The 22763-nt window shown below is 43.3% G+C and carries 14 protein-coding genes and 2 pseudogenes; 10 read left to right on the top strand and 6 right to left on the bottom strand.

From position 1 onward, the window contains the following. Positions 1-173: 173 nt before the first annotated feature. The gene (coaBC, locus tag JMW90_RS05030) at positions 174-1544 is read right to left on the bottom strand and encodes a bifunctional phosphopantothenoylcysteine decarboxylase/phosphopantothenate--cysteine ligase CoaBC (protein ID WP_201561977.1); all 1371 of its coding nucleotides are present in this window, start codon (positions 1542-1544) and stop codon (positions 174-176) included. A gap of 141 nt (positions 1545-1685) precedes the next feature. On the opposite strand from coaBC, the gene radC reads away from it, so the two are divergent. The 3 genes and pseudogenes from radC to JMW90_RS05015 all read left to right on the top strand — a co-directional run. After that, positions 1686-2369 (top strand): RadC family protein, encoded by a 684-nt coding sequence (radC, locus tag JMW90_RS05025; RefSeq protein ID WP_201561976.1) that lies wholly within the window; start codon positions 1686-1688, stop codon positions 2367-2369. Between the two features lie 458 nt (positions 2370-2827). After that, positions 2828-5785 carry an acyl-CoA dehydrogenase gene (locus JMW90_RS05020; RefSeq protein WP_201561975.1) on the top strand — a complete coding sequence of 986 codons (2958 nt, stop codon included), beginning with the start codon at positions 2828-2830 and terminating at the stop codon, positions 5783-5785. Between the two features lie 393 nt (positions 5786-6178). Then, a pseudogene (locus JMW90_RS05015) lies at positions 6179-7381 on the top strand (dicarboxylate/amino acid:cation symporter); the annotation flags it as partial. A 295-nt stretch (positions 7382-7676) separates the two neighbouring features. On the opposite strand, the gene JMW90_RS05010 reads toward JMW90_RS05015, so the two are convergent. Beyond that, positions 7677-8432, bottom strand: coding sequence for a TSUP family transporter (locus JMW90_RS05010; RefSeq protein ID WP_201561973.1), 756 nt, complete (start codon positions 8430-8432; stop codon positions 7677-7679). A gap of 753 nt (positions 8433-9185) precedes the next feature. On the opposite strand from JMW90_RS05010, the gene nhaA reads away from it, so the two are divergent. The 3 genes from nhaA (at position 9186) to JMW90_RS04995 (ending at position 13266) form a co-directional block, all read left to right on the top strand. Further along, a complete protein-coding gene (gene nhaA / locus JMW90_RS05005) occupies positions 9186-10388 on the top strand; it encodes a Na+/H+ antiporter NhaA (protein ID WP_201561972.1) in 1203 nt (400 codons plus the stop codon). 349 nt (positions 10389-10737) lie between these two features. After that, positions 10738-12102 (top strand): oxygenase MpaB family protein, encoded by a 1365-nt coding sequence (locus JMW90_RS05000; protein WP_201561971.1) that lies wholly within the window; start codon positions 10738-10740, stop codon positions 12100-12102. Positions 12103-12318: 216 nt separating this feature from the next. Further along, positions 12319-13266: an IS256 family transposase, variant Zn-binding type gene (locus JMW90_RS04995; RefSeq protein ID WP_417715099.1), complete on the top strand. Its 948-nt coding sequence runs from the start codon at positions 12319-12321 to the stop codon at positions 13264-13266. Between the two features lie 76 nt (positions 13267-13342). On the opposite strand, the gene JMW90_RS04990 is transcribed toward JMW90_RS04995, so the two are convergent. Continuing rightward, positions 13343-14080 (bottom strand): NUDIX hydrolase, encoded by a 738-nt coding sequence (locus JMW90_RS04990; RefSeq protein ID WP_201561969.1) that lies wholly within the window; start codon positions 14078-14080, stop codon positions 13343-13345. Between the two features lie 166 nt (positions 14081-14246). On the opposite strand from JMW90_RS04990, the gene JMW90_RS04985 reads away from it, so the two are divergent. After that, positions 14247-14762 (top strand): HPP family protein, encoded by a 516-nt coding sequence (locus JMW90_RS04985; RefSeq protein ID WP_227691864.1) that lies wholly within the window; start codon positions 14247-14249, stop codon positions 14760-14762. A 533-nt stretch (positions 14763-15295) separates the two neighbouring features. After that, positions 15296-15859, top strand: coding sequence for an NUDIX hydrolase (locus JMW90_RS04980; protein ID WP_201561968.1), 564 nt, complete (start codon positions 15296-15298; stop codon positions 15857-15859). A 286-nt stretch (positions 15860-16145) separates the two neighbouring features. Here the strand turns inward: JMW90_RS04980 and JMW90_RS04975 are convergent, their stop codons facing one another. Then, positions 16146-19220, bottom strand: a complete 3075-nt coding sequence (locus JMW90_RS04975; RefSeq protein ID WP_201561967.1) for an insulinase family protein — start codon at positions 19218-19220, stop codon at positions 16146-16148. A 363-nt stretch (positions 19221-19583) separates the two neighbouring features. Between JMW90_RS04975 and JMW90_RS04970 the strand changes: the two genes are divergently transcribed. After that, positions 19584-20045: a universal stress protein gene (locus tag JMW90_RS04970; protein ID WP_201561966.1), complete on the top strand. Its 462-nt coding sequence runs from the start codon at positions 19584-19586 to the stop codon at positions 20043-20045. Positions 20046-20215: 170 nt separating this feature from the next. Here the strand turns inward: JMW90_RS04970 and JMW90_RS04965 are convergent, their stop codons facing one another. Beyond that, positions 20216-21163, bottom strand: a complete 948-nt coding sequence (locus JMW90_RS04965) for a LysR substrate-binding domain-containing protein (RefSeq protein WP_201561965.1) — start codon at positions 21161-21163, stop codon at positions 20216-20218. Positions 21164-21375: 212 nt separating this feature from the next. Here JMW90_RS04965 and JMW90_RS04960 point away from each other — a divergent pair, with 212 nt between their 5' ends. Beyond that, positions 21376-22458 (top strand): YeiH family protein, encoded by a 1083-nt coding sequence (locus JMW90_RS04960; protein ID WP_201561964.1) that lies wholly within the window; start codon positions 21376-21378, stop codon positions 22456-22458. Positions 22459-22651: 193 nt separating this feature from the next. Here the strand turns inward: JMW90_RS04960 and JMW90_RS13720 are convergent. Next, positions 22652-22763 (bottom strand): annotated as a pseudogene (locus tag JMW90_RS13720) (transposase); the annotation flags it as partial.

Here is a 22763-nt window from a genome sequence, read left to right as displayed (position 1 = left end):
AGAAATACAAATGTTATCAATCACTACTGGGGTTAATTTTTCTTGCTTGCTGTGCCTGCGCAGACAGAGGCTGCGAATAATTAACCCCAGTAGTGCTGTGCTCTTTTAAAAGTTCAACCATACAATGATCACTGTACTGAGCATTACCGAGCATTACTGAGCATTACTGAGCATTACTGAGCATTGTGACGTTGCCAGATTGTCTCACCGATAATCGTCGTCAACTGCTCGGCAATCTTATCTTTACTCGCTTTATCAAGCGTAATGCTATCATTCTTATAATGCGTTGAGAAAAAAACCTCCATAGCATTGTCGTCACTGGCAAAGCCAATATCGGCACGTGAGACATCATTGCAAGCAATCAAATCCAAATCTTTAGAGAGCAGTTTACCGCGAGCATAACGTTCAACATCTTGCGTTTCTGCGGCAAAGCCAACGACAAACAACTCAGGATGAGCAAGCGAAATCGTCGCTAAGATGTCAGGGTTTTTGACCAAGCTTAGCGTCATCGCCGCTTGAGTTTTTTTGATTTTTTGCGGCGCCGCTTCTTCAGTGCGATAATCAGCAACAGCAGCAGTGGCAATAAAGATATCAGCTACTTTCACGCTGTCATCATTGACGTTATTATCATGCTCTTCACTGTAATCGTCATGCCCATGTTCGTGGTTATGGTCATGGTTATGGTCATGGTTATGGTCGTGAGAATGCTCATCTTCAACCATATACTGTAGCGCGCTATGCGTACCTGTCACACATTGCTGCGCGGCTATCAGCATCTCTTTGGCTGACAATACATCAATGCGTGTGACATTGAGGGGTGTTGGCAGAGCGATTTTACCACCAGCAATTAAGATAACATCTGCACCTGCAGCCACACAGGCACGCGCCAAAGCAAAACCCATTTTTCCTGTAGAATGATTAGACAAATAACGCACCGGATCGATGGCTTCAACCGTCGGTCCAGCAGTAATCACCACTCTTTTACCTGCCAATAACTGAGGCGTCGTCTGCATTGCTTGAAACAGCAAAATCTCTTCTAATAACTGTTCAGGCTCAGGTAAGCGTCCCGCTCCCACATCGCCGCAAGCTTGCTCACCGCTAGCAGGCTTAATAATTTGATAATTCATATCATGCAGGGTTTGCACGTTCAGGTTGACCGCTGGATGGGCCCACATCTGCTGATTCATCGCTGGCGCAATAATGACCGGCGCTGTCGTTGCAAGACATACGGTCGTTAGCAAATCATCAGCCATACCCATTGCAAGCCGTGCCAAGGTATTGGCAGATGCCGGCGCGATGACCACAAGGTCTGCCCACTTGGCAAGCTCGATATGACCCATGCCCGCTTCCGCTTTTTCATCTAACAATGAGATATGCACCTCATTACCAGTCAAAGCTTGTAACGTCAATGGCGTGATAAAGGCTTGAGCGCCTGAGGTCATAATAACGCGTACCTCAAAGCCTGCCTTGATTAATAGACGGGCAAATACAGCAGATTTATAAGCGGCAATACCGCCGGTGATAGCAAGCAGGATATTTGACATAAGCGTGGCATCAGCAAAAAATTGAAAGATAAAATTGCGCTTATAGTAGCAATTATGAGATAAGTTAGGGAAAGTTTTCTGGATTTAACACATTTATTGTGTGGCAATTATCATGTAGCAATGACATCTCAAGGAGTAAGCATGGCAATCAAAGACTGGCATGAGGATGATAGACCGCGTGAGAAGCTATTAAAATTTGGCGCAGCACATTTATCGGATGCCGAAATATTAGCGATATTTTTGCGCACGGGCACCCCGTCACAGTCAGCTATTGAGCTGGCTCGTCATTTGATTGAGCAATTTGGTAGCCTTGCAGAACTCTTAGCTGCGCCGCAAGAGACTGTCCTTGCTTGTCACGGCATCGGTCCTGCCAAATACGCGCAGATGCTCGCCTCACTTGAGATGGGCAGACGCTATTTGGACAGTCAGCTTAAAACGGGTCAAGGACTTGATCGCTCGCAAATGGTCAAAGACTATATCAGTACCCAGTTGCGCGGTGAGCCGCGAGAAGTGTTTGCTGTGCTATGTTTGGACAATGCCTTAAACTTAATCAATTTCGAGATATTGTTTACAGGCGGCATCTCCTCTTGCTCTGTGTGTATCAAGCACGTGTTACGTCATGCGTTGAGCCATGCCGCAAGCCAGCTCATTGTTGCTCACAACCATCCGCATACCGATGCTAAGCCATCAACGGCGGATAACTTGTTAACCTATGAGCTCAAAAAGGCTTGTGATCTTATAGATTTGTCTTTGATTGACCATGTCATTGTTGGACGTAATGAAACTTTATCTTATGCCGAGCGTTGTTTAGCGCCTTTTGATTAAATATCTATATCGTTTGGTTATATAAATAAACCTTGATACATATTATCGACACAGCGTAGCGTTTTCGCTCTTGATAGTTATAAACAACTGTTTCATATTGGTAGTTAACTTTATTTTTGGGAAAAGTTTTATTTTCAAAATAAACTTTTAACCTCAAAACTGCTATAGTCGATTCGTTTTAAAAACGATACAGTGCTGTTGGCTATAAATCTTTTGCAGCCTCTGTCTGCGTAGGCACAGCAAGCAAGAAAAACTATAGCCAATAGGACGTTATTACAATCGTATCGCTTTTATTTTGAACGGACTATATATCAGAAATTACTACTTTCAAAAATTAAAATCATTACTCACTATAAAAAGAATGGCTGAAATATAAAACAACAATCATATTTATTTCAAACGTTCTTATTCACTTATATTTTGACGCTTTTTTATTGAGCGTTGCAAAGGAGGCAGTTATGGCCATTGGCTTATTTATTCTGGCAGTCATCATTCAATTAGCCATGGTCTTGGCCATCTTTTTGTTGTCATTATCGCGCGTCACTGGCAGCATCGTTGCCTTAATTACTGTCCTCGTTACCGCTTTTATCAGTCCATGGTCACTTATCTTAGGTCTGCCTATTGCCCTACTTTGCCTAGTGCTGCTTATTACCCCTATTCGTCAAAGCCTGCTTACCAAGCCTGTCTATAAAGCCTTGGGCGGTGCCATGCCAAGTATGAGTGACACAGAGCGTGAGGCACTTGATGCAGGTACTAGCTGGTGGGAAAAAGAGCTGTTTATGGGCGCGCCTGACTGGGATACTTTTGCAAAATATCCCTATCCAGAATTATCAGAAGAAGAGCAAAGCTTTATAGATAATGAAGTAGAAGCGCTTTGCACAATGCTTGATGAGTGGAAAATTCATCATGAAGATAAAGAGCTGTCACCAGAGGCGTGGCGATTTATCAAAGCCAATGGCTTTTTGGGTTTAATTATTCCCAAAGAATATGGTGGTTTAGAATTTAGCTCGTATGCCCAAAGTCGGGTGATGAGTAAAATCGCGTCGCGCTCACCAACTGCTGCTGTTACTTGTATGGTACCAAACTCGCTTGGTCCTGGTGAGTTACTCATGCATTACGGCACTGATGAGCAAAAGCTGCGCTGGCTGCCGGGTTTAGCGAAAGGTGAAGAGGTTCCTTGCTTTGGCTTGACAGGTCCAGAAGCTGGCTCTGATGCTGGTGCTATTCCTGATACCGGTGTGGTTTGTTATGGCATGCATGAAGGCGAGCAAGTACTCGGTCTGCGGATGAATTTCTCTAAGCGCTGGATTACTTTGGCGCCTATTGCAACCGTGGTGGGTTTGGCATTTAAAATGCATGATCCAGAAGGGCTGCTAGGTAATCCTGAAAAAACGGATTATGGTATTACTTGTGCACTGGTGCCTGCTAAGCATAAAGGGGTCATTATCGGTCCACGCCACAATCCAATCGGTTCGCCATTTATGAATGGTACAGTCGATGGTCAAGATGTCTTTATACCATTAGATTATATTATCGGCGGGGTTGAAAATGCAGGACGCGGCTGGCGGATGCTGATGGAATGCTTAGGCGTCGGTCGCGGGATATCCTTACCTGCTCTATCAACTTCCGCCAGTGAAATGAGCTATTTATCGGTGGGTGCCTTTGCAAAGGTTCGTGAGCAATTTAAAATCTCTGTCGGCAAATTTGAAGGCGTGCAAGATGCCACCAGCCGTATTGCCAGTAATACTTATATGTTAGAAGCTTTTCGGCATCTGGTGACTTGTGGTCTAAACCAAGGTGGTACGCCGTCAGTGATGACAGCGATGGCAAAATACTATGCCACTGAGACCATGCGTTCAGTGATTAATGATGGTATGGATGTCGTTGGTGGTCGCGCGGTACAAATGGGCCCGCGTAACTTTTTAGCCATTCCTTATCAAGCGATTCCAGTATCGATCACCGTTGAGGGCGCTAATATATTGACGCGCTCATTGATGATTTTTGGTCAAGGTGCGATGCGTTGTCATCCTTATTTATTCGATGAATTGCAACTATTACAAAGTGAAGATAAAGAGAGTGCACTCAAGCAGTTCGACAACTTATTCTTTAAGCATTTAGGCTATACCTTCAACCGAGGTGCCAAGGCGTTTGTCGCAGGCTATGTCGGTGGTAGCAATGATGCGCCAAGCTTCGCAGACAACTTTACCCGTCCCTATTACAAAGACATCAACCGCCTAAGCGCAAGCTTTGCGTTAACCGCTGATATGTCTCTAGGATTATTGGCTGGTGATTTAAAACGCAAAGAGATGCTCTCTGGGCGCTTAGCAGATATTCACTCTCACCTATTCATCTGTACAGCGATTCTACAATTTTATCAATATGGCAGCAAATCATTCGCTGAACGCTTACATGCTGAAGTGGCGCTAAAAAATAGCCTTTATACTATTCAAGAAGCATTCCTGTCCTTATTCGCTAACTTCCCAAATCAGTTGGCAGCCAAATTGGTAAGCTTTGTTACTTTCCCAAGTGGTCGTATCTTTGCGCCAGTGAGCGATGAGCTAAAACGCCAATTGGGCGATACGTTTATGGATGATTTTGCCGCCAACCCCTTCCGTGATTATCTTAAAACCATGGTTTATTACAATACTGAGCCAGATGATGTTACAGGGCGTATGGAGCATGCTTATCAAATACTGCTCGAAGTTGAACCCTTATGGCAGAAATTTAAAAAGGCAGAACATAAAGACAACTTTGAAGGGTTGACCTTTGAAGATCATGTGGTTCATGCCAGTCAAAATGGTGATATTACTGAAGAAGAAGCTGAGCAGCTGATAACCTATAATTCAATACGCTATGATTCATTATTGACCGATACATTTGATAAGCATTTATCAAAAGTACAAGAACGTGATAACCCGCATAGTCTAGAGAATGCCGTACATAGGCTAACTGACTATGCTGAACTAAAAAACAATGCTCAGTTAAAAAATAATGCTCAGTTAAAAAATAATGCTCCGTTAAATCAAGCATCAAACGATAAGGATCTGCAGCAGACCTCTGAAAATATGGCATCAATTGACTCAATGCCAGACAATAACCAACCAACAGGAGATGCCAATCCTAATCATGGCTATGAGAGTGATGGCGATGTCAAAATGGTGAATGAGCAAGATACTGCCGAGGAAGTCCGTGCTCAGACTGATTTTCAGAACTCACATCCTCAAACAGAAGCGCTCGGCTCGCGTCACCGTGATGCAGCATCACATCTAAATGAGCGTATGAGTTACAACCACCAATTAAACAAAGATAAAGTTGCTAGCGCAGATAATGGTCAAGATGAGCACGCGCAGCAAACAGAAAGTAGTGACTCTAAATGGAAAGATGGGTTGCGCCGTGATGAAAACGACAATGTCTAACTAGGATTAGTCTATATATCGTTATGTATCTATATTGATTGAAGTAAGCGAGATGGTCTCATCAGAGTCATCTCGCTTTTCTATAGTCAGCGAAAAGTAATATTGACACATTATGTACTGCTTCAACAGTGCTTAGTTCAGTCCATTTTATATAAATTTCTGACAGATAAAAATCTCGAACATACCAATCTTGTAATGTGACGGCATTTAATTCATAAAAAATTCTTGCAGTACCCCTAACTATTATTTTATATTGTCCCCCAAAATCTGATTTGATGGTCAGGTCATATATTTATAGACGTCACAACAATAGCAATGACAGAAATATTGCCCTCATATTGAGCGCGCTATTGCGTCTATTGTTGTGCGTAACGGACACCAAGGATAGCGTTTATGTGGAAAAATATGGGTTTGACGGGCAAGATTATGGTTGCCATGGTGCTCGGTATTATACTGGGTCTATTTATAAACTATTCTGGCTTGAACACGCAAGGCAGCTTCGTTAATAATTATATCACCAATGGTTTTCTTGCCATTGTTGGTAAGCTGTTTGTTAATTCGCTCAAAATGCTCGTTGTACCGCTGGTCTTGATTTCGCTTATCTGCGGCGTCTGCGGTATCGGTGATATTCGTCTATTAGGACGTATTGGTGGCAAAACATTCTTTATCTATATGGTGACCACAGCACTAGCGATTACTACTGCTATCGGGCTTGGTTCACTATTTGGTATTGGTAAAGGCATGCAAATCGAAACTGAAGCGGTATTCGAAGCAGAGTCAGCACCGCCCCTTATCGACGTTTTCTCCAATATTATCCCCGCTAACCCCATCAGCGCGATGGCAAATGGCGATATGCTATCTATTATCTTTTTTGCCATGTTGATCGGTATTAGTATTTTAATGGTAGGTAAGCCTGCAAAAGGTTTGGTACAAAGCTTAGAGCTTATCAATGAAGTCATCTTAAAAATGGTGACCATCATTATGAATCTAGCGCCGTATGGTGTATTTGCACTACTGACCAAAGCAATGGCAGAACTTGGATTAGATCTTATCTGGTCACTACTGGGCTATGTCGCGGTATTGGTTGCTGCACTCTTCTTTCACTTTTTTGTCACGATGATGGTGATACTCAAGCTGACTTCAGGGCTATCTGTTAAGACCTTTTTGGCAAAAATGCGTGAAGTACAAATCTTTGCCTTTAGTACGTCAAGCTCGAACGCAACCATTCCCATTACTCTACGCGCAGTCACCAAGCGTATGGGCGTTAGTAATTCAGTGGCTTCATTTACCATCCCATTTGGCGCGACGATTAATATGGATGGCACGGCAATCATGCAAGGTACAGCGACCATCTTTATCGCCAATCTGTATGGTGTTCAATTAGGGGTTACCGGTTACCTGACGGTTATCTTGATGTCAGTGCTCGCCTCTATCGGTACGGCAGGCGTGCCAGGCGTAGGTCTGATCATGCTATCCATGGTATTTGCCCAAGTCGGTCTACCTATTGAAGGTATTGGTTTGATTTTAGGGGTTGACCGTATTCTTGATATGTTACGTACCGCGGTGAACGTCGGTGGCGATGCGGCAGTTACAGTCATCGTTGCAAAGTCAGAGGGTGAGATGGATTTGGCTATTTATAACGATCCTGATGCGGGTGCAAAAGAGATGTTTGACGGTCATATCGATGAGAACAGCGAACGCGAATTATCGGCAGTCTTTCATGATGGTGTGATGGGTAGTGAATACGACGATGTTAAGCGCGGCTAGTTCTTAGTAGAAATAGCCTATATGAAATGTTGAAAAACCTCAGCCGATTAGACTGAGGTTTTTTTATGCAACAAATATATTTTTAGATCAAAAGATGCTTTCTTTTCAGTTAATCTACTGTCTATTAACCAAGTACATATTTGGTCACCATCACAAGACAGACCAACACAATCATCGGACGAATGAGTCGACTGCCGCCTTTTACCACCATATGCGAGCCAAAATACGCCCCTATGGTTTGCCCGACCATCATCGCCAGCCCCACTGTCCACAAGACATTACCGCCCAAGATAAAAAATATTAATGAGCCAATATTGGTAGATAAATTCAGTACCTTTGCCGCACCAGTTGCTTCAATAATTTTTCGACCACGTAACGCCACATTGCCGAGCGCAAAAAACATACCCGTCCCAGGTCCCATATACCCATCATAAAAACCAATCAAAGGAGCAGCAATTTTTTGCCAAGCGCCCTCTGAGATACGCGGGGCAGCTTCCACTTCACCAAGTTTGGGGGCAAACAAAGTATAGATACCAATTGCCGCAATCAAAAATGGAATCAGCTTTTCTAACAGGTCAGGTGGCGATAACTGCACTGCAATTGAGCCAAAAATAGAGCCGATAAAAGCCGCAATAATCGCTGTTTTTATATTTTTAGGTTTGACGACGCCCTTTTTAATCATCGTAATAGATGCTGCTAATGCCCCTGAAGCGGCTTGTAGCTTATTAGTGCCCAATGTCAATACAGGCGGAATATTGGCAAGCAGCATGGCAGGAATAGTAAGCAAACCACCGCCACCGGCAATGGCATCGATAAAACCTGCCAGCGCCGCTACAGCCGTCAACATTAAAATAACTTCAATAGAAAGGGATACGTCCATGACACTGACCTGCAAAATTTATAATATAAGAGACACAAGCCTTAAAAGGTTCAACCAACCGTAATTTTTGGTAGCATTTTTTAGTGGTACTTTTTAGCAGCGATTTTTAGTAGCGGTTTATTGGCCGTATTTATTTAAAAACGCTCATTTAAAAACAGTTGGATGCCTATCAGGCAAAAAATATATGGATAGATAATGTGCATATTGTTTTGATAACGGCCAATTTCATAACAGCCAATTTTATAACAGCCAAATCTGATGCTAGCCATTGCATAAAGCGGCTTATTATAGAGTTAAAACCGCGAAAAAAGCCATAAACCTAGCAAAGTCTGCTAGATTTAGCATATAACCCATCCTAAATAAAAGAAACGCAAATGTTATCCATCACTACTGGGATCAATTTTTCTTGCTTGCTGTGCCTACGCAGACAGAGGCTGCGAATAATTAACCCCAGTAGTTCTATACTCTTTTAAAAGTAGAGCAACTATATAAGATACTCTAAAAACAGCTTTTACTTTCATCAAGCTTTCAATTTAGAGGGTAAAACCGGTAACCTATTTCATTTGTTTATATGAATAAGAATATGAGAAACTAGCGATATACGTCTATGACACTGGTATTATAAACATTGATGCTAACAAAGACTCGTCCCGATACGCAGTCTCGCATTTAAAGCAGAGCCATTATAGATATATGAAAAATACTTGAGCTTTTGAATACTTTCGCACGTTTTATTTGGTTAATGAGGACAATATGGCAACACATAAAATCAGAGCGTTTTTTAATCTCGAGGCGTCGGGCGGTATTGTCCTAGCGCTGGCAGCTATCGCAGCAATGATTATTGCTAATACTTCTCTAAATACGTGGTACGAATCCTTTATTCAAGCACCAGTTGCCATTCAGATTGGTAGTTTTGAGATTGCCAAAGATGCTCATCATTGGATCAATGATGGCTTGATGGCGGTATTTTTCTTTTTAGTGGGACTTGAGCTTAAGCGTGAAGTGTTAATCGGCGAGCTGTCCAATGTAAAGCAAATTATCTTGCCAGCAGGGGCGGCACTTGGCGGTATGATCATGCCAGCCATCGTCTATCTGCTTTTTAACTATAACAACCCTGAATTTTGGCGAGGTTGGGCGATTCCAGCAGCGACTGATATCGCCTTTGCTCTTGGTATCTTAAGTTTACTTGGTAATCGCGTACCCAATTCATTAAAAGTATTCTTAGTCTCGATTGCTATCTTTGATGATATCGGCGCGATTATTATCATCGCTTTATTTTATACCAATGATTTATCGCTTGGTTCACTGGCTATCGCGGGCTTATGTCTGCCGTTTTTATATCTGCTCAATCGCCGTAACGTTACTAGCATCACGCCTTATTTGCTAATTGGCGTTATCATGTGGGTTGCCGTACTCAAATCCGGTATCCATGCAACGTTAGCTGGGGTTGTATTGGCGCTCTTTATTCCTTTATTTGACCGCACTGATCCTGAGCACTCGCCGCTTGAAGAGCTTGAGCACGACCTACAAAACACCGTTTCTTACGGTATCTTACCCCTATTTGCTTTTGCCAATGCGGGCATTTCGCTTAAGGGCGCAGGGTTTGGTGAGCTGTTTCATTCTGTGCCGCTTGGTATTGCCGCCGGACTGTTCATCGGTAAACAACTAGGCGTTATGATGATGTGCTGGTTAATCTTTAAGCTGGGCATTTCTACCATGCCAAAAGGCATGAACTTTAAGCAAGTCTATGGCGCAGCCTTATTATGCGGTGTGGGCTTTACCATGAGTTTGTTTATCGGTGGGCTTGCATTTGCCGCTGAGACGCCATTATTTGATGAGCGTTTGGGTATCATTATGGGTTCAATCGTCTCTGGTATCGCAGGTTATATGATGCTCAAAGCCACTTTAAAAGATGAGGTTAATGTAACCTCTGTAGACTTAACGCGCCATTCTTAACCGTATTTTTTACCGTTCAGTTATTTAAAGGTTTAAGAGGTTATTTGTCGGTGTTTTATTAGCTTAAAGGCTTTTATAGCATTTGGTGTCTATAGTTAGTCCTAAGTAAAAAAATACAAATGTTATAAAGCACTACTGGGGTAAATTTTTCTTGCTTGCTGTGCCCATGCAGACAGAAGCTGCGAATAATTAACCCCAGTAGCTCTGTATCCTTTTAAAAGTTGATCAACTATATAGCATTTGGTATCAAAAGCCTTTAACAAACACCTTGTCGATGCAAAAGATGCTTGGTAAATAGCACTCGATACAAAACCTGAGTCAAAGCCTAATAAAAGGGTATTGGATAACGATGGATTCAATCGATAGAGATACAATAGATCATTCAAGTGCCTTAGATAATAACGCTTCTAAAGACGCGATAAACTATCAGCGGCATGGACGCACCACTGCTATTGACGACCATAGCGATTTGCAAGTTTTAAAGCGTATTAAGCGCTATTTATTGCCAAAAGACTTTGTCATCTCACAAGATTTGTTAGAGGAAATAGTTGCAGGCTACGATATTGGCGATCCACTAGCGGATGATCTAGCCACTGACGGCATTCGTTTTGCCAAGCCATTACAGCAGTTTGTTATTGATGATAGAAACAACCTTCGCTTCGATGACAATGCTCTTATAAATCACCCTTCATTTAACGCTTTAACCGAACAATTTAGCCGTCATCCCGATTGGTTTGATCCCAAGCTTGCGAACATTGGCGCAATTGCCTATCGGCGTTATCCGCTGATGCTGATCTGGCTATTGCGTAACGTGGCACTCATGGCAGGCTACAGTATTCCTGCCTTATCGCTACCGCTGATTCAGACTGGCGCACTGATGCATGACGCTTTACCAAGATTGATGCGTACCTACGCCTATATCTTGGCGGTCTCTGAGCACCCTCAATTGCATTTAGATTCAGAGCATAGCAAACCTAATATTGAACGAGTATTGGCTATCGGCTCTGAAGGTTGGCAGCAATCTATCAAAGTACGTCAAATACATACTTTAGTACGTCAAAATTTACTTAAAGGTAAAGCGAAAGCGGCGAACGGTGTCATATCGAATGCCGACCAGTACCATTTTCCTGATGGTAGCTGGAACACGGCTTATTGGGGTATCCCTATCAATCAAACCGATATGATTGCTACTCATTTGCAGTTTTCACTGTTGATTATGCGCGGACTGAGATTGCTTGGCGCCCGTATTAGTACTGAGGAAGCCAAAGGCATCTTGCATTTATGGAATCTTGCCAGTTATTGGCTGGGCGTTGATTTACAACGACTGCCCAAAGATGAAGCCGCCTGTTGGGAGTGGCTCTATACCTATTTATCTATTCAACAGCTTGATTTTAAAATGGGACGACCACTGGCAAAAGCCCTGCACGATTTACCACGTCAGCTGATGGGTGAAGACAATCGCCGTGGGCGTTTTGTTGAGATGGTCAATGCCAGCGTGACCCGTACCTTGGTCGGTGATGATATCGGCGACGGACTACATCTGCCAAAATCAAAAATACGATTTGGGGTGCTATCTTCGGTGCCGATTCTATTTGCCCTCGATACCGCACGCCAGCATAATAGTACTGTTGCAGATAAGTTAGAGGTATTTCGTGCCAAGCGCCAAGACAATATGAACTGGTGGCTTAAGAAAAACGATGATTATTATAAATAGAAGGCACTCATTTAAAAACGTCTAAAGAGAAAAACGTTATAAATTCTAACTAGAAACTTAAGTCATAAATATTAGTACTCAATAGAAGATAATGAGCCATGAGCACTAACGTCTATACTAACCATCCTCCTTCACCAAAAACATGATTATTAGCGAGTATCTAGGTGTAATGGACAAAATTCATGCTGTCATAGGCTCTAAAGCTATATACTGTCTATATTTGCAAGGAATCAGCGCCATGAATCAAAAAACTGCCCTTTTTGTCGTGACAAACACACCAAGAAGAACGGGCGCAAACTAGGCAAACAGCAGTATCAATGTCTAGCTTGCAAACGGCAGTTTTCAGGTGGCACCAGACTCAACAACCAAACCCTTTGGATTGAATATACCGAAGGTAAACAGACCTACAAACAACTGGCTGAAAAATACCACTGTAGTCTTAAAACCATCCAAAGACGCTTAGACAAAATCAGTATTGAGTATCAGATTAAACGGCCAAAGACTGCTAATATCATCATGGACACCACTTACTTTGGTCGCAAATTTGGTTTAATGGTCTTTATGGACAACACAACTAGAACCGTTCTTTATTACGCGATAGTGAGTCATGAAACCAACAGTGCCTATAAGCAAGGAGTGGATCACCTAGCATCGTCAGGCATTGATATACAAAGCATCACCTGCGATGGCAGACGAGGACTTAGGACGCTATTTACCAGTATACCTTGTCAGATGTGCCAGTTTCATCAAATACAAATAGTGACCCGCTACTTAACCCGTCGCCCTAAGAACAGCGCCAGTATCGAGCTTAGACGACTTACTTTAAAAATAACAAAGCTTGATAAAGAGGCGTTCATAAAGTGCTTAGATCACTGGTACTTGACTCATGAAGGCTACCTAAGTGAGCGTAGTACCAATGAGGATACTGGTAAAACATGGTACACGCATAAACGTCTTAGAAGTGCTTATCGTAGCCTCAGAACCAATGGTGATTGGCTATTCACTTATCAAGAGTATGAGCATTTAGACATACCAAATACCACCAATTCTCTTGAAGGGTTGTTCAGTGAGCTAAAGCGACAATTACACAGTCATCACGGGCTAAATGAGCATCGTAAGTTACGGTTTATTAAAGACTTTTTAGGCTCGAAGTCACTCAAATAGCATGAATTATGTCCATTAGCGACTACCTTCTACTTTTTAGCATGAATTTTGTCCATTACACCAGTATCTAACACTTCTATAATCGGGTATCTTGTATGCGGTAGTACCACTCCAGCTGCCGATCAAAGCCTGTCTCTAATAAACTGGCAATGACTCGTCCTGTCAGCCCCCATACTGTCTCTCCATCTACTTGCCAGCTCGGTGTGAGCAGCGTCGCTGCCTGATCTTGCAACATATATTCTATGGCATATTCGACGGTCGGCTGAGTCAGCAATGTCTCAAAATCCGCCCAAAAAATACGCGATATCTCCCCAAGCTCCGGCACTAAAAGCAAGTCTGGCGCAATAAGCGCCACAATAGGACGCACACTCATACCGCTTTTAGAGGTTTGGATAGGCAGTTGACCAAGTAACTGAACTTTATTAGGCGGTAGCGCGGTTTCCTCGCAGGCTTCACGTAGGGCGGTCACGACATTGTTACCATCTCCTGCTTCATGTTTGCCACCAGCACAGGATACTTCGCCAGCATGACTGTTCATATGAGCCGCGCGGCGAGTCAGCAGCAGCTTAGGATGGCGTTCGTGAGTGATAGCCACCAAGATAGAGGCATCGGCAATAGGCGTTTGATAAAGACTATTTAAAATACGGGCACTACGCGAATAACCATGAGAATCATAAAGCGCCGGACCAGCAATAGCCTTCAAGGTCTCTTGCTGCACTCGTTCAGCCAACTTTCTGATAGTAGGATAACGAATAAAATCTGGTACAGCGACTGTCAATTCATCAAAACGTGCAGACTGCGAGGGATTTAGCATTATAATTGCCCTATATTTTTATCAGTATTAGACATCAAAACATTGGATAGTCGCAGCAAGCGGATTGGCGACAACCGTAAGACAGACACGGTCTTTTATCATTGTACGACTGCGATTGGTCCTCATGGATCAATAGTGTCATTCATATATTATTTAGGAAACGCTCGTGGATAAGATTTTTTCATTACATAAAATGCAGGGTAAAACCGATGATTGCCCGCAAAGACTGCCGTTAGTCATCATTGCCATTGCTTGGACTGGCGGGACATTTGCCACTGCCATACTGGCATTACTGGGAAATTGGCAAAACATCGCGATGATTTTAGGCTCATTTGGTGCCAGCTGTCTGCTTATCTTTGCTTATCCAGAAAGCCCTTTTGCTCAGCCAAGAAACATCGTTGGCGGTCATCTTATAACCACTTTTACTGGCTTAGCCTTTATGTCTTTATTTGGGATTGAGTGGTGGAGCTTGTCTCTTGCCGTTGGTACAGCGATTGCTCTCATGTTACTCCTTCGAGTACCGCATCCGCCTGCAGGCTCCAATCCATTGATTGTGATGCTTGGCGGTGTAAAGTGGCATTTTTTGATTACTCCTACGCTAGTAGGTGCCCTTGCGTTGGTAGTCGTGGCGCTGATTTATAACAACGTTGGACGTGGCAGACACTATCCGCGCTATTGGTAACATAGTCCGTTTAAAATACAAGAGATTCTCTTATAGTCTAGCCTAGCGTAATCTGACGATAACTGCATACACTTTGTGTGACTGATAGGCTTTGTCTACCTTGTTAGCATACAAGGTAAGCGACAGCGATTAAGCAATCAAAAATATGCTGTTATCATTATCACTGCCAGTGAGTTGAATATTTATGCTATCTTAGGATAAAAGGTTATTATCAGACACACTCTGACATATGATAGCTCTGACTTTTGATAGCTCTGACATATGATAGCCCTACTATCTTATATAACGACTATTTCAGAGAACAACTGTTATTATCATCAAAAAAGTGTAATTCTTAAAATAAGTCTATAGTCGATTCAATTTGAAAAGAACACAGTACTGCTGGGATAAATTTTACCAAGCCTCTGGAGTGCGAAGCGCACAGCAAGCGACAGAAATTCATCCCAGCATCATGCTATTCTAAGCCTAACTCTTTTATATTGAACTCACTATATTTCTCTTTCGTCCTATTTTTACTATATAAGGCAGTCGATATGCGCTATTGTCTACAATGCGGTTGTGAAGCAGAACGCAAAATACCAGCCACGGATAATATGCCGCGTTTGGTGTGCCCAAACTGTCATTATATTCATTATGAAAACCCCAAGGTCATTTGCGGCTCACTGGTCGTCCATAAACATCGGGTGCTGCTCTGTCGACGCGCAATCGAGCCGCAGTATGGCTTATGGACGCTACCTGCAGGCTTTATGGAAAATGGCGAAACCATGGCCGAAGGTGCGGCGCGTGAGAGCTTTGAAGAGGCCGACGCGGTCGTGATCAATCCACATTTATATTGCTTGTATGACATTCCAGATATTGGTCAAATCTATAGCATTTATGTCACCGAACTAAAAGATGGTGCTTACGGTATCGGCTCTGAAAGCCTTGATTGTGCGTTATTTACAGAAGAAGACATTCCGTGGGATAAGCTTGCCTTTGAAGCGGTACGCCGTACCTTAAAAAGTTATTTTGCAGACCGTCAACACTATGACAGTTATGATCAATTTCCTATCCATCAAGAGATCATTGGCAAAGATCAAGCCATTAAGCGCTATTAGTAGCGAAGCTAACGAAAGCCGCTACATTACAAAAGCAAATAGTAAAAACCGTTGATAAGAATCGTGCTCAAATTTTATCAACGGTTTTTTATTGTCCAAAGCTAACTGCTTCATTCGAATGGTGAGGATATTATGCTGACACTGCAATGCTTTTTTGCTCTATTGCCATTAACTTTAGTGCTTGGGAAGAGTGTAAGCGGTCATGCTGAAGTTTAGTATTAACAAAAAAATCGCCGCTTCTATTTTTAGTGGAAGCGGCGGTTTTTTATATAATCATTAGACGCTACTAACTCTTAATTTTACAAACGTTAAAGCCAAGCTCCTGCACAGCGGCTTCTTTATCATAAGGCGCTAGTACCGCACGCACATGTTTTTGCCCTTGCAAATATTGCTTGGCAACGCGCTGTAAGTCAGCAACCGTCACTGCCAATATTGCTGCGCGCATTTTACGCTGCCAATCGACGCCGCGATGATGCAAGTCAGCAAAGCATGCTTTGATTGCCTCGCCTGCTGGAGAGCCAGGTTTATCCATGCCTGAGATAATCCCTAAGATGGCTTCTTCTAATTGCTCATCCGTTTGCGGCTCATTCAGTAGCCATTCGATACTGGCATCAAAATGCGCAAAAGTCTCAGCGCACTGTGGATCGCGATAGCTAAAGAACTTAAACGCGCAAGCATTGGCATCATAGCCCGCACCGCCGCCATAAGCACCACCGCGCTCACGAATGGCGCTATGTAGATAGCCATTACGCAGGTAAGGCGCTAATACCATCAGGGCGACCGTATCAGGATGATCAGCCGTAGGAACGGTATAAGCACTGGCATTATGATAAACGTTGGTCGGCACTAGCCATGCCAAATCGTCAACGGCTACTTCTTCTGTTGCAGCTGTGTTTTCACCACTCAATGCAGCATTTAGCGATAATGCCGTAAACTCACTTGGGATATTTGCTTCGATACTCGCATTAGAATTTTTTAACTGCGCTGCAATTTTTGGTGCTTGACTGTCTTTCCAACTCTCAACGATTAAATTGCTTAAGCGTTCAGTTTGCTCCGCTTCACAAATAATAACCGCGTGCTTAGGCAAACTAATTAGACGTTGATGTAAGTCCATCAAACTCGTCGCAAGCTTATCCCACTGTGCATCATCGCTACTGGCATGGGTTAAGAAGTCTTTTAGCGCATTTAAAGCAGGTAAACCGCTACGCACATACTCTAGCTGCGCTTGGCGACTCATGCCGCGACTGGCGGTTTGCATGGCATAGGAATGCCCTGAACCGGCAAGGTTTGATTGCCAGCCTGCTTGACGCTGCTGCAAGATTTCTTTGATACGGTCATGCTCACTAAAGACGCTATGTTCCATTACTTCTTTCAGCAAATCAATCGCTTCAGGTTTACGATTCAGCGCACGCGTTGCTACCACAAAGTAGCTGCTAATCGCCTGACTGTCATCGAGATTGGTACGTTGGCTGATACGAGCAGTCACACCAGACGAATGCGCTGCTTGCTTCGCTTGCATTTCATGAGCACTAAGAGAATCTGTACCCAGCTCTGATAATAAGCTCAAATAGATCGGCAATAACGGATGATTAATCACCTCATTAACTGGCAGCTCTTCGTTGCTGTTGTTAACGAGGCTCTGACCAATCTCATCGGTCAACGGTACAATTATTTGATAATAATACAAGCCATTGGTGCCCGCTTCATATTCGAATAACGTGCTGGCTTTGCCGCTTAGATTAATCTGCTTTTGCGTGCCTTGCTTAAAGCTGATATCGGTTGGCACATCTTCTAGACCGACTTTTGGTAATAAGCTTAAATCATCAGGTGCCGCTTGGCGCGCTGCCAAATCCAACGCTTGCTGCTTAAGGATATCTTTATCATCAGCAGTTAAATCCATCTCGATGGTATCAAGACGCGTCTGCTCAGCTGCCGCAAGGCGAGCTGTTTTTTCGCTATCTGGCGTCATTGTGATACGCACACGGTGCTGATTATCTAACAGATGCGTTTTAATTAGATTGGGTAGCCACTGCGCGTCGACGACTTGCTCGCGTAACCATTGCAAGTGCTCATCAACTTCCCACACATCGATAGGATTGCCATCATGAATCGCGGTACTAAAGCCTTCTAACATCAAGTTCAGACCATACGGCATACTATCGCCGCCGATATGGCGCTGATCAATCTCTATTTGGTGCAAGATAGTTTCAATGGTTTCATCATCGACTGGCGCGCTTGCGACCTCTTTAAGCAAATCAATAATACCCTGCTCTACCGCTTCAGCATGTTCAGGGTTAGAACCGCGTAAACCGGTATAAAAGACCATCTCATAATGACTGTCATCCAGCCCCAATAACGGACTTGGCGCTTTGCCTAGCGGATGACTGTCAAGATACGCACGTAGCGGCGAGCCAGCATGTTCAATCAATACGCCTTCTAAGAGACGCAGTGCCAAACGTTGCTTAGGATCGGTAATCGATGGCAATAACCACGCAAGCACGTGATGGGTTTGATCGGGACCCGCTTCATCAGCGGTATAGGTATCGACCGCGCTAATCGGCGCAGACAAACGCTGCTCTGGACGCGAGACGTGCTTTTTGCCCGCTTCAAACTGAATCAAAGCATCGTCATGAATTTTTGCTTGCGTTTGAGCAACTGGAATATTACCAAAGCTCATAATCACACTGTTTGACGGATGATAATGGCTCTGATGAAATTCAACCAGCTCATGATGAGTCAAGTCTGGGATATCAGCAGGATCACCGCCCGAATTATAGTGATACGTCGTCGTCGGGAATAAATGATGGGCGACCGTATGATACAACTGGTCAATCTCGCCACTCATTGCGCCTTTCATTTCATTAAAGACGATACCTTTAAACTGCGGCTTATCATTTTCGTCCAACTCAACACGGATTCCTTCTTGAGCAAAATCGAGCGGATGAATATTCGGGAAAAATGACGCATCAAGATAGACAGCAAGCAAGTTAAAATAGTCGTTTTTATTTTGCGTGGCATACGGATATGCTGTCCAATCAGCCGCCGTCATCGCATTCATAAAGGTATTTAATGAGCGCTTAATCATCGAAAAGAACGGATCACGGACAGGGAATTTCTTTGAGCCACATAATGCGACGTGCTCTAAAATATGCGCCTCACCTTTTGAATCCATTGGCTGGGTACGAAAGCCGACCAAAAAGGCATTTTCATCACTTGGATGCGCCAAATGATAATGCATCGCTCCGGTTTTGATATGCTGACTGATCAGCACCTCCATCGATAATGCATCGATATGGCGGTGCTCAATCAGCTCAAAGGCAGGATGTAGGGTTAAATCAGCAGTAAATAGCGGGTCAGTCATGGTTATCCTTATGCATTAATTACTTCAGTATCATCTTAGCCAATAACCAAGGTATGAAATCGATATCAGCAATTAAAATAGTAAAATTTATATTTATAAAAAGATGGCTTTGAATAAACAATTAAAGTTATCAAAGCCTCATAGGTCATCTTCGAATTGAATGGCATTTATCAGCTAAAAAGAATTTGCCTAACGACAGTAGATGGGGCTAATACGCTAGTAAGTCAAGACAGTGGGTGGAGAAAAATAATAAGTCATCAAGAATAGCTGACAAAGATAACGCCCGATTTAACAAAGCCTACTTAACAGCAGTCATTAGTAGTGCTATAGTTAAAATCATCTGTCACAAGGAAGGAGCCGCTCATGAGTTACCAACATATTTTATTGGTCACCGACTTACTATCTGATGCTGATGTGGTTGCTCAAAAAGCCAAACGCATCGTTGATAACCGTCCTGACTCCAAATTATCGGTATTGCATATCGTAAAAGATACTATGGTTGGCTTTGGCTATGAGCTGGTGCCTGCCTCAAGCTTATATGATGAGATTGATGATGAGCGTTGCCAAGAAGCGCGCGCAAAACTGGCCCAGTTTTTGGATCGTAACGACTTACATGTCGTCAACTCTGAGGTGACGACCGCTATCTCAAATAGTGAAGGTATTGTCAACTATTGCCATAAGAATGACGTTGATTTATTGGTCATCGGTCGTCATGAACGTCATGGCATCGCAGCTTGGCTCAGCGGCGCAACGGCAGATAATATCTTGCCAAATGTGCCTTGTGACAGCTTAGTTGTGAGACTTGATAAGCCAGTTAATAAATAGGTATAAGCATAGAATTAATACAGTCGATACTAAATAAGGTGAATGCACTTTATTATAGGGCGAAACTGGTACAAATTTTTCTTGCTTGCTGTGGCTGCGCCGACAGAGGCTACAAAAAATTTATCCCAGCTTCGCTATATTTTTTAATACGGGGCTGACTATAGCTACCTTTAAACACGATCCTCTTGAATAATATCAATAAAGGTCTGCCAAATCGGGCTTTGATGGCGCGCTTTGTGCCAGACCAGCCACCATGTTCGTGACAAATCAATGCCCGCTACCTGTACTTGTACTTGTACCAGCTTCCCTGTTGCAAGCTCTGCCTCAATGACATGCTGTGATAGACAACCAAGCCCAATATCAGCACTGACCATACGCTTAAGAGCCTCTGACTGCTGAATCGCCATAATCACCTCAGCATTGGGCAGATGCTGCAATAACTGCTCATCGATAATCTGCCGCGTACCCGACCCCGCTTCTCGTACCAATAGTGGCAGCATTGACAGTTGCTCAATGCTCAGCTCATAACATTTATTAACATCGTTATAATTAGCCACATCCTTCAACCACTTACTGTCATGTTTCGCAAAAATCATCAAGGTATCTGTGCGCCACTTGCGCTGCTCGATGACTTTCATATCCACTGGGCGCGGCATACCTTCGACCAAAGCAATATCAATATTTAACTGCTCAATCTCTGCTACTACCTCTTGGGTATTGGCAATATACATATCAACATCCGCATCTGGCAGCGCCTCGTATAGCTTGGCAAGCAGCAGCGGCAGTACATAATTACCAATGGTGGTACTTGCGCCAATGTGAATCTGCCCTACTTGAGATTTATGATAATGCTCAAGCGTCAACGACTGCCCTAAGATTGCTTGTGCCTGTATATAAATAGGATGGGCATTGGAGTGCTGATTGAGTCTGCGCCCGACTCGCTCAAACAATGGCATCTGTAACCTTGACTCCAGTTCTGTCAATGCACTGCTGACCGCTGATTGTGACAAATGCAGCGCTTCACTAGCACGGTTGGTGCTACCTGTCTGATAGACACTGACAAAGACTGCCAGTTGCCGCAAGGTAATCTTTGGTACAGTCTGTACGACTTTTTTCATGAGGACATCTATCCCTTATGTCTGTTCTTACTTATGTTTGTTTGAATATTTTTCATGATTGCTTTTTGACTAAGGATTAAAACCAATTAATTAACCTATAAAATAGATAGTTCCTATCTTATTAATCTATTTTTATTATAGATAACACTGCATTATAATGTTTATTCATAAGCTTATGCTTATTTCGATTATAGATAATAGGACAGCCAGTCATGTACGCCTTGACCCAATCAGTGAACAACTATTTTCCACGCAGCCACCATCTAGCAGGATTGGTCGTCGTGCTGATTGGCAGCTTATTTTGTTTATGGCTCAATACTAGTGTAAACACATGGACAAATGGGCGCATCGTAGGACTGTCATCACTGACGCTGGCGATTTTGATCGGTATGATACTTGGCAATACGGTCTATACCAATTTTGCTGAGCGTTTAAATAAAGGTGTCTGTTTTGCTAAGGGGCAGATTTTAAGACTCGCTATCATGTTCTATGGTTTTAAATTGACGCTAACTCAAGTAGCAAGTGTCGGTCTGCCGGCGGTGATGAGCGATGCGCTGGTGCTCACCTCAACCTTTCTTCTCACCTACTGGATAGGTATCAAATTATTAAAAGTGGATAGAGAAACCACGATATTGATAGGCTCAGGTGCCAGTATTTGCGGCGCAGCAGCCGTCATCGCCGCCAATCCAATCGTCAAAGCAGAAGCGCACAAAGTCACTATCGCGGTCGCAACGGTCGTCGTATTTGGCACCATTGCCATGATACTATATCCTTTTCTTTACCATCTAGGTTGGTTGCAGCCATGGCTCAGCGCGCAAGATTATGGCGTCTATACTGGCTCAACCATTCATGAAGTTGCGCAAGTGGTGGTCGCTGGTAATACCGTCAGTGCTGACGTTGGCGACACAGCAGTCGTCACCAAAATGATTCGGGTGATGATGCTCGCCCCGTTCTTGCTGGTATTATCTTTTGCTCTGATCAAAGGCAATAGCGAAAATGGTGAAACCGCTTCATTTATAAGCCGTGTCAAACAAGTCAAAGTACCATGGTTCGCCTTTATCTTTATCTTAATCGTCTTGCTTCATACTTGGATACCGATGTCTGTGGGCTTTGAGCACAGTATGGTCTTATTTGATGACATGCTACTCACGATGGCAATGTTTGCCCTTGGTCTAACCACTCATATTAGCGCCATCAAACAAGCGGGCATCAAACCTCTAATACTAGGCGCGATTATGTTTTTATGGTTGATCGTCGGTGGCGGTCTCATCAATGTCGGTATCAGTTTTCTCTGATCCCTCTTTTATCTGGTTAATGCCCTGACAGCTTACTCTTTATACGAAAATAAAAATGCCTACGACTATCATCATAAGTACGTAGGCATAAGTACGTAGACATATATAGTCAACGAACTTAAAAACTGCCACATAGCCAGAGGAAATAAAAGAACAAAGTATCGATACAATCTAGACGCCACTCTTTACGTTTGCGTTTAACCCAAGCCCAGACTTGCTCAATAGGGTTTAAATCTGGGCTATAAGGTGGAAGCCATAAAATGGTATGTTCTGCATCTTCGATAAGCGCTTGTATGTCTTGTCTT

The organism is Psychrobacter glacincola (assembly GCF_904846215.1).
In the GTDB taxonomy this organism is placed as follows: domain Bacteria; phylum Pseudomonadota; class Gammaproteobacteria; order Pseudomonadales; family Moraxellaceae; genus Psychrobacter; species Psychrobacter glacincola.
Note: the sequence above shows the minus strand (reverse complement) of the source record. Positions and strands in the feature narration are given on the sequence as shown.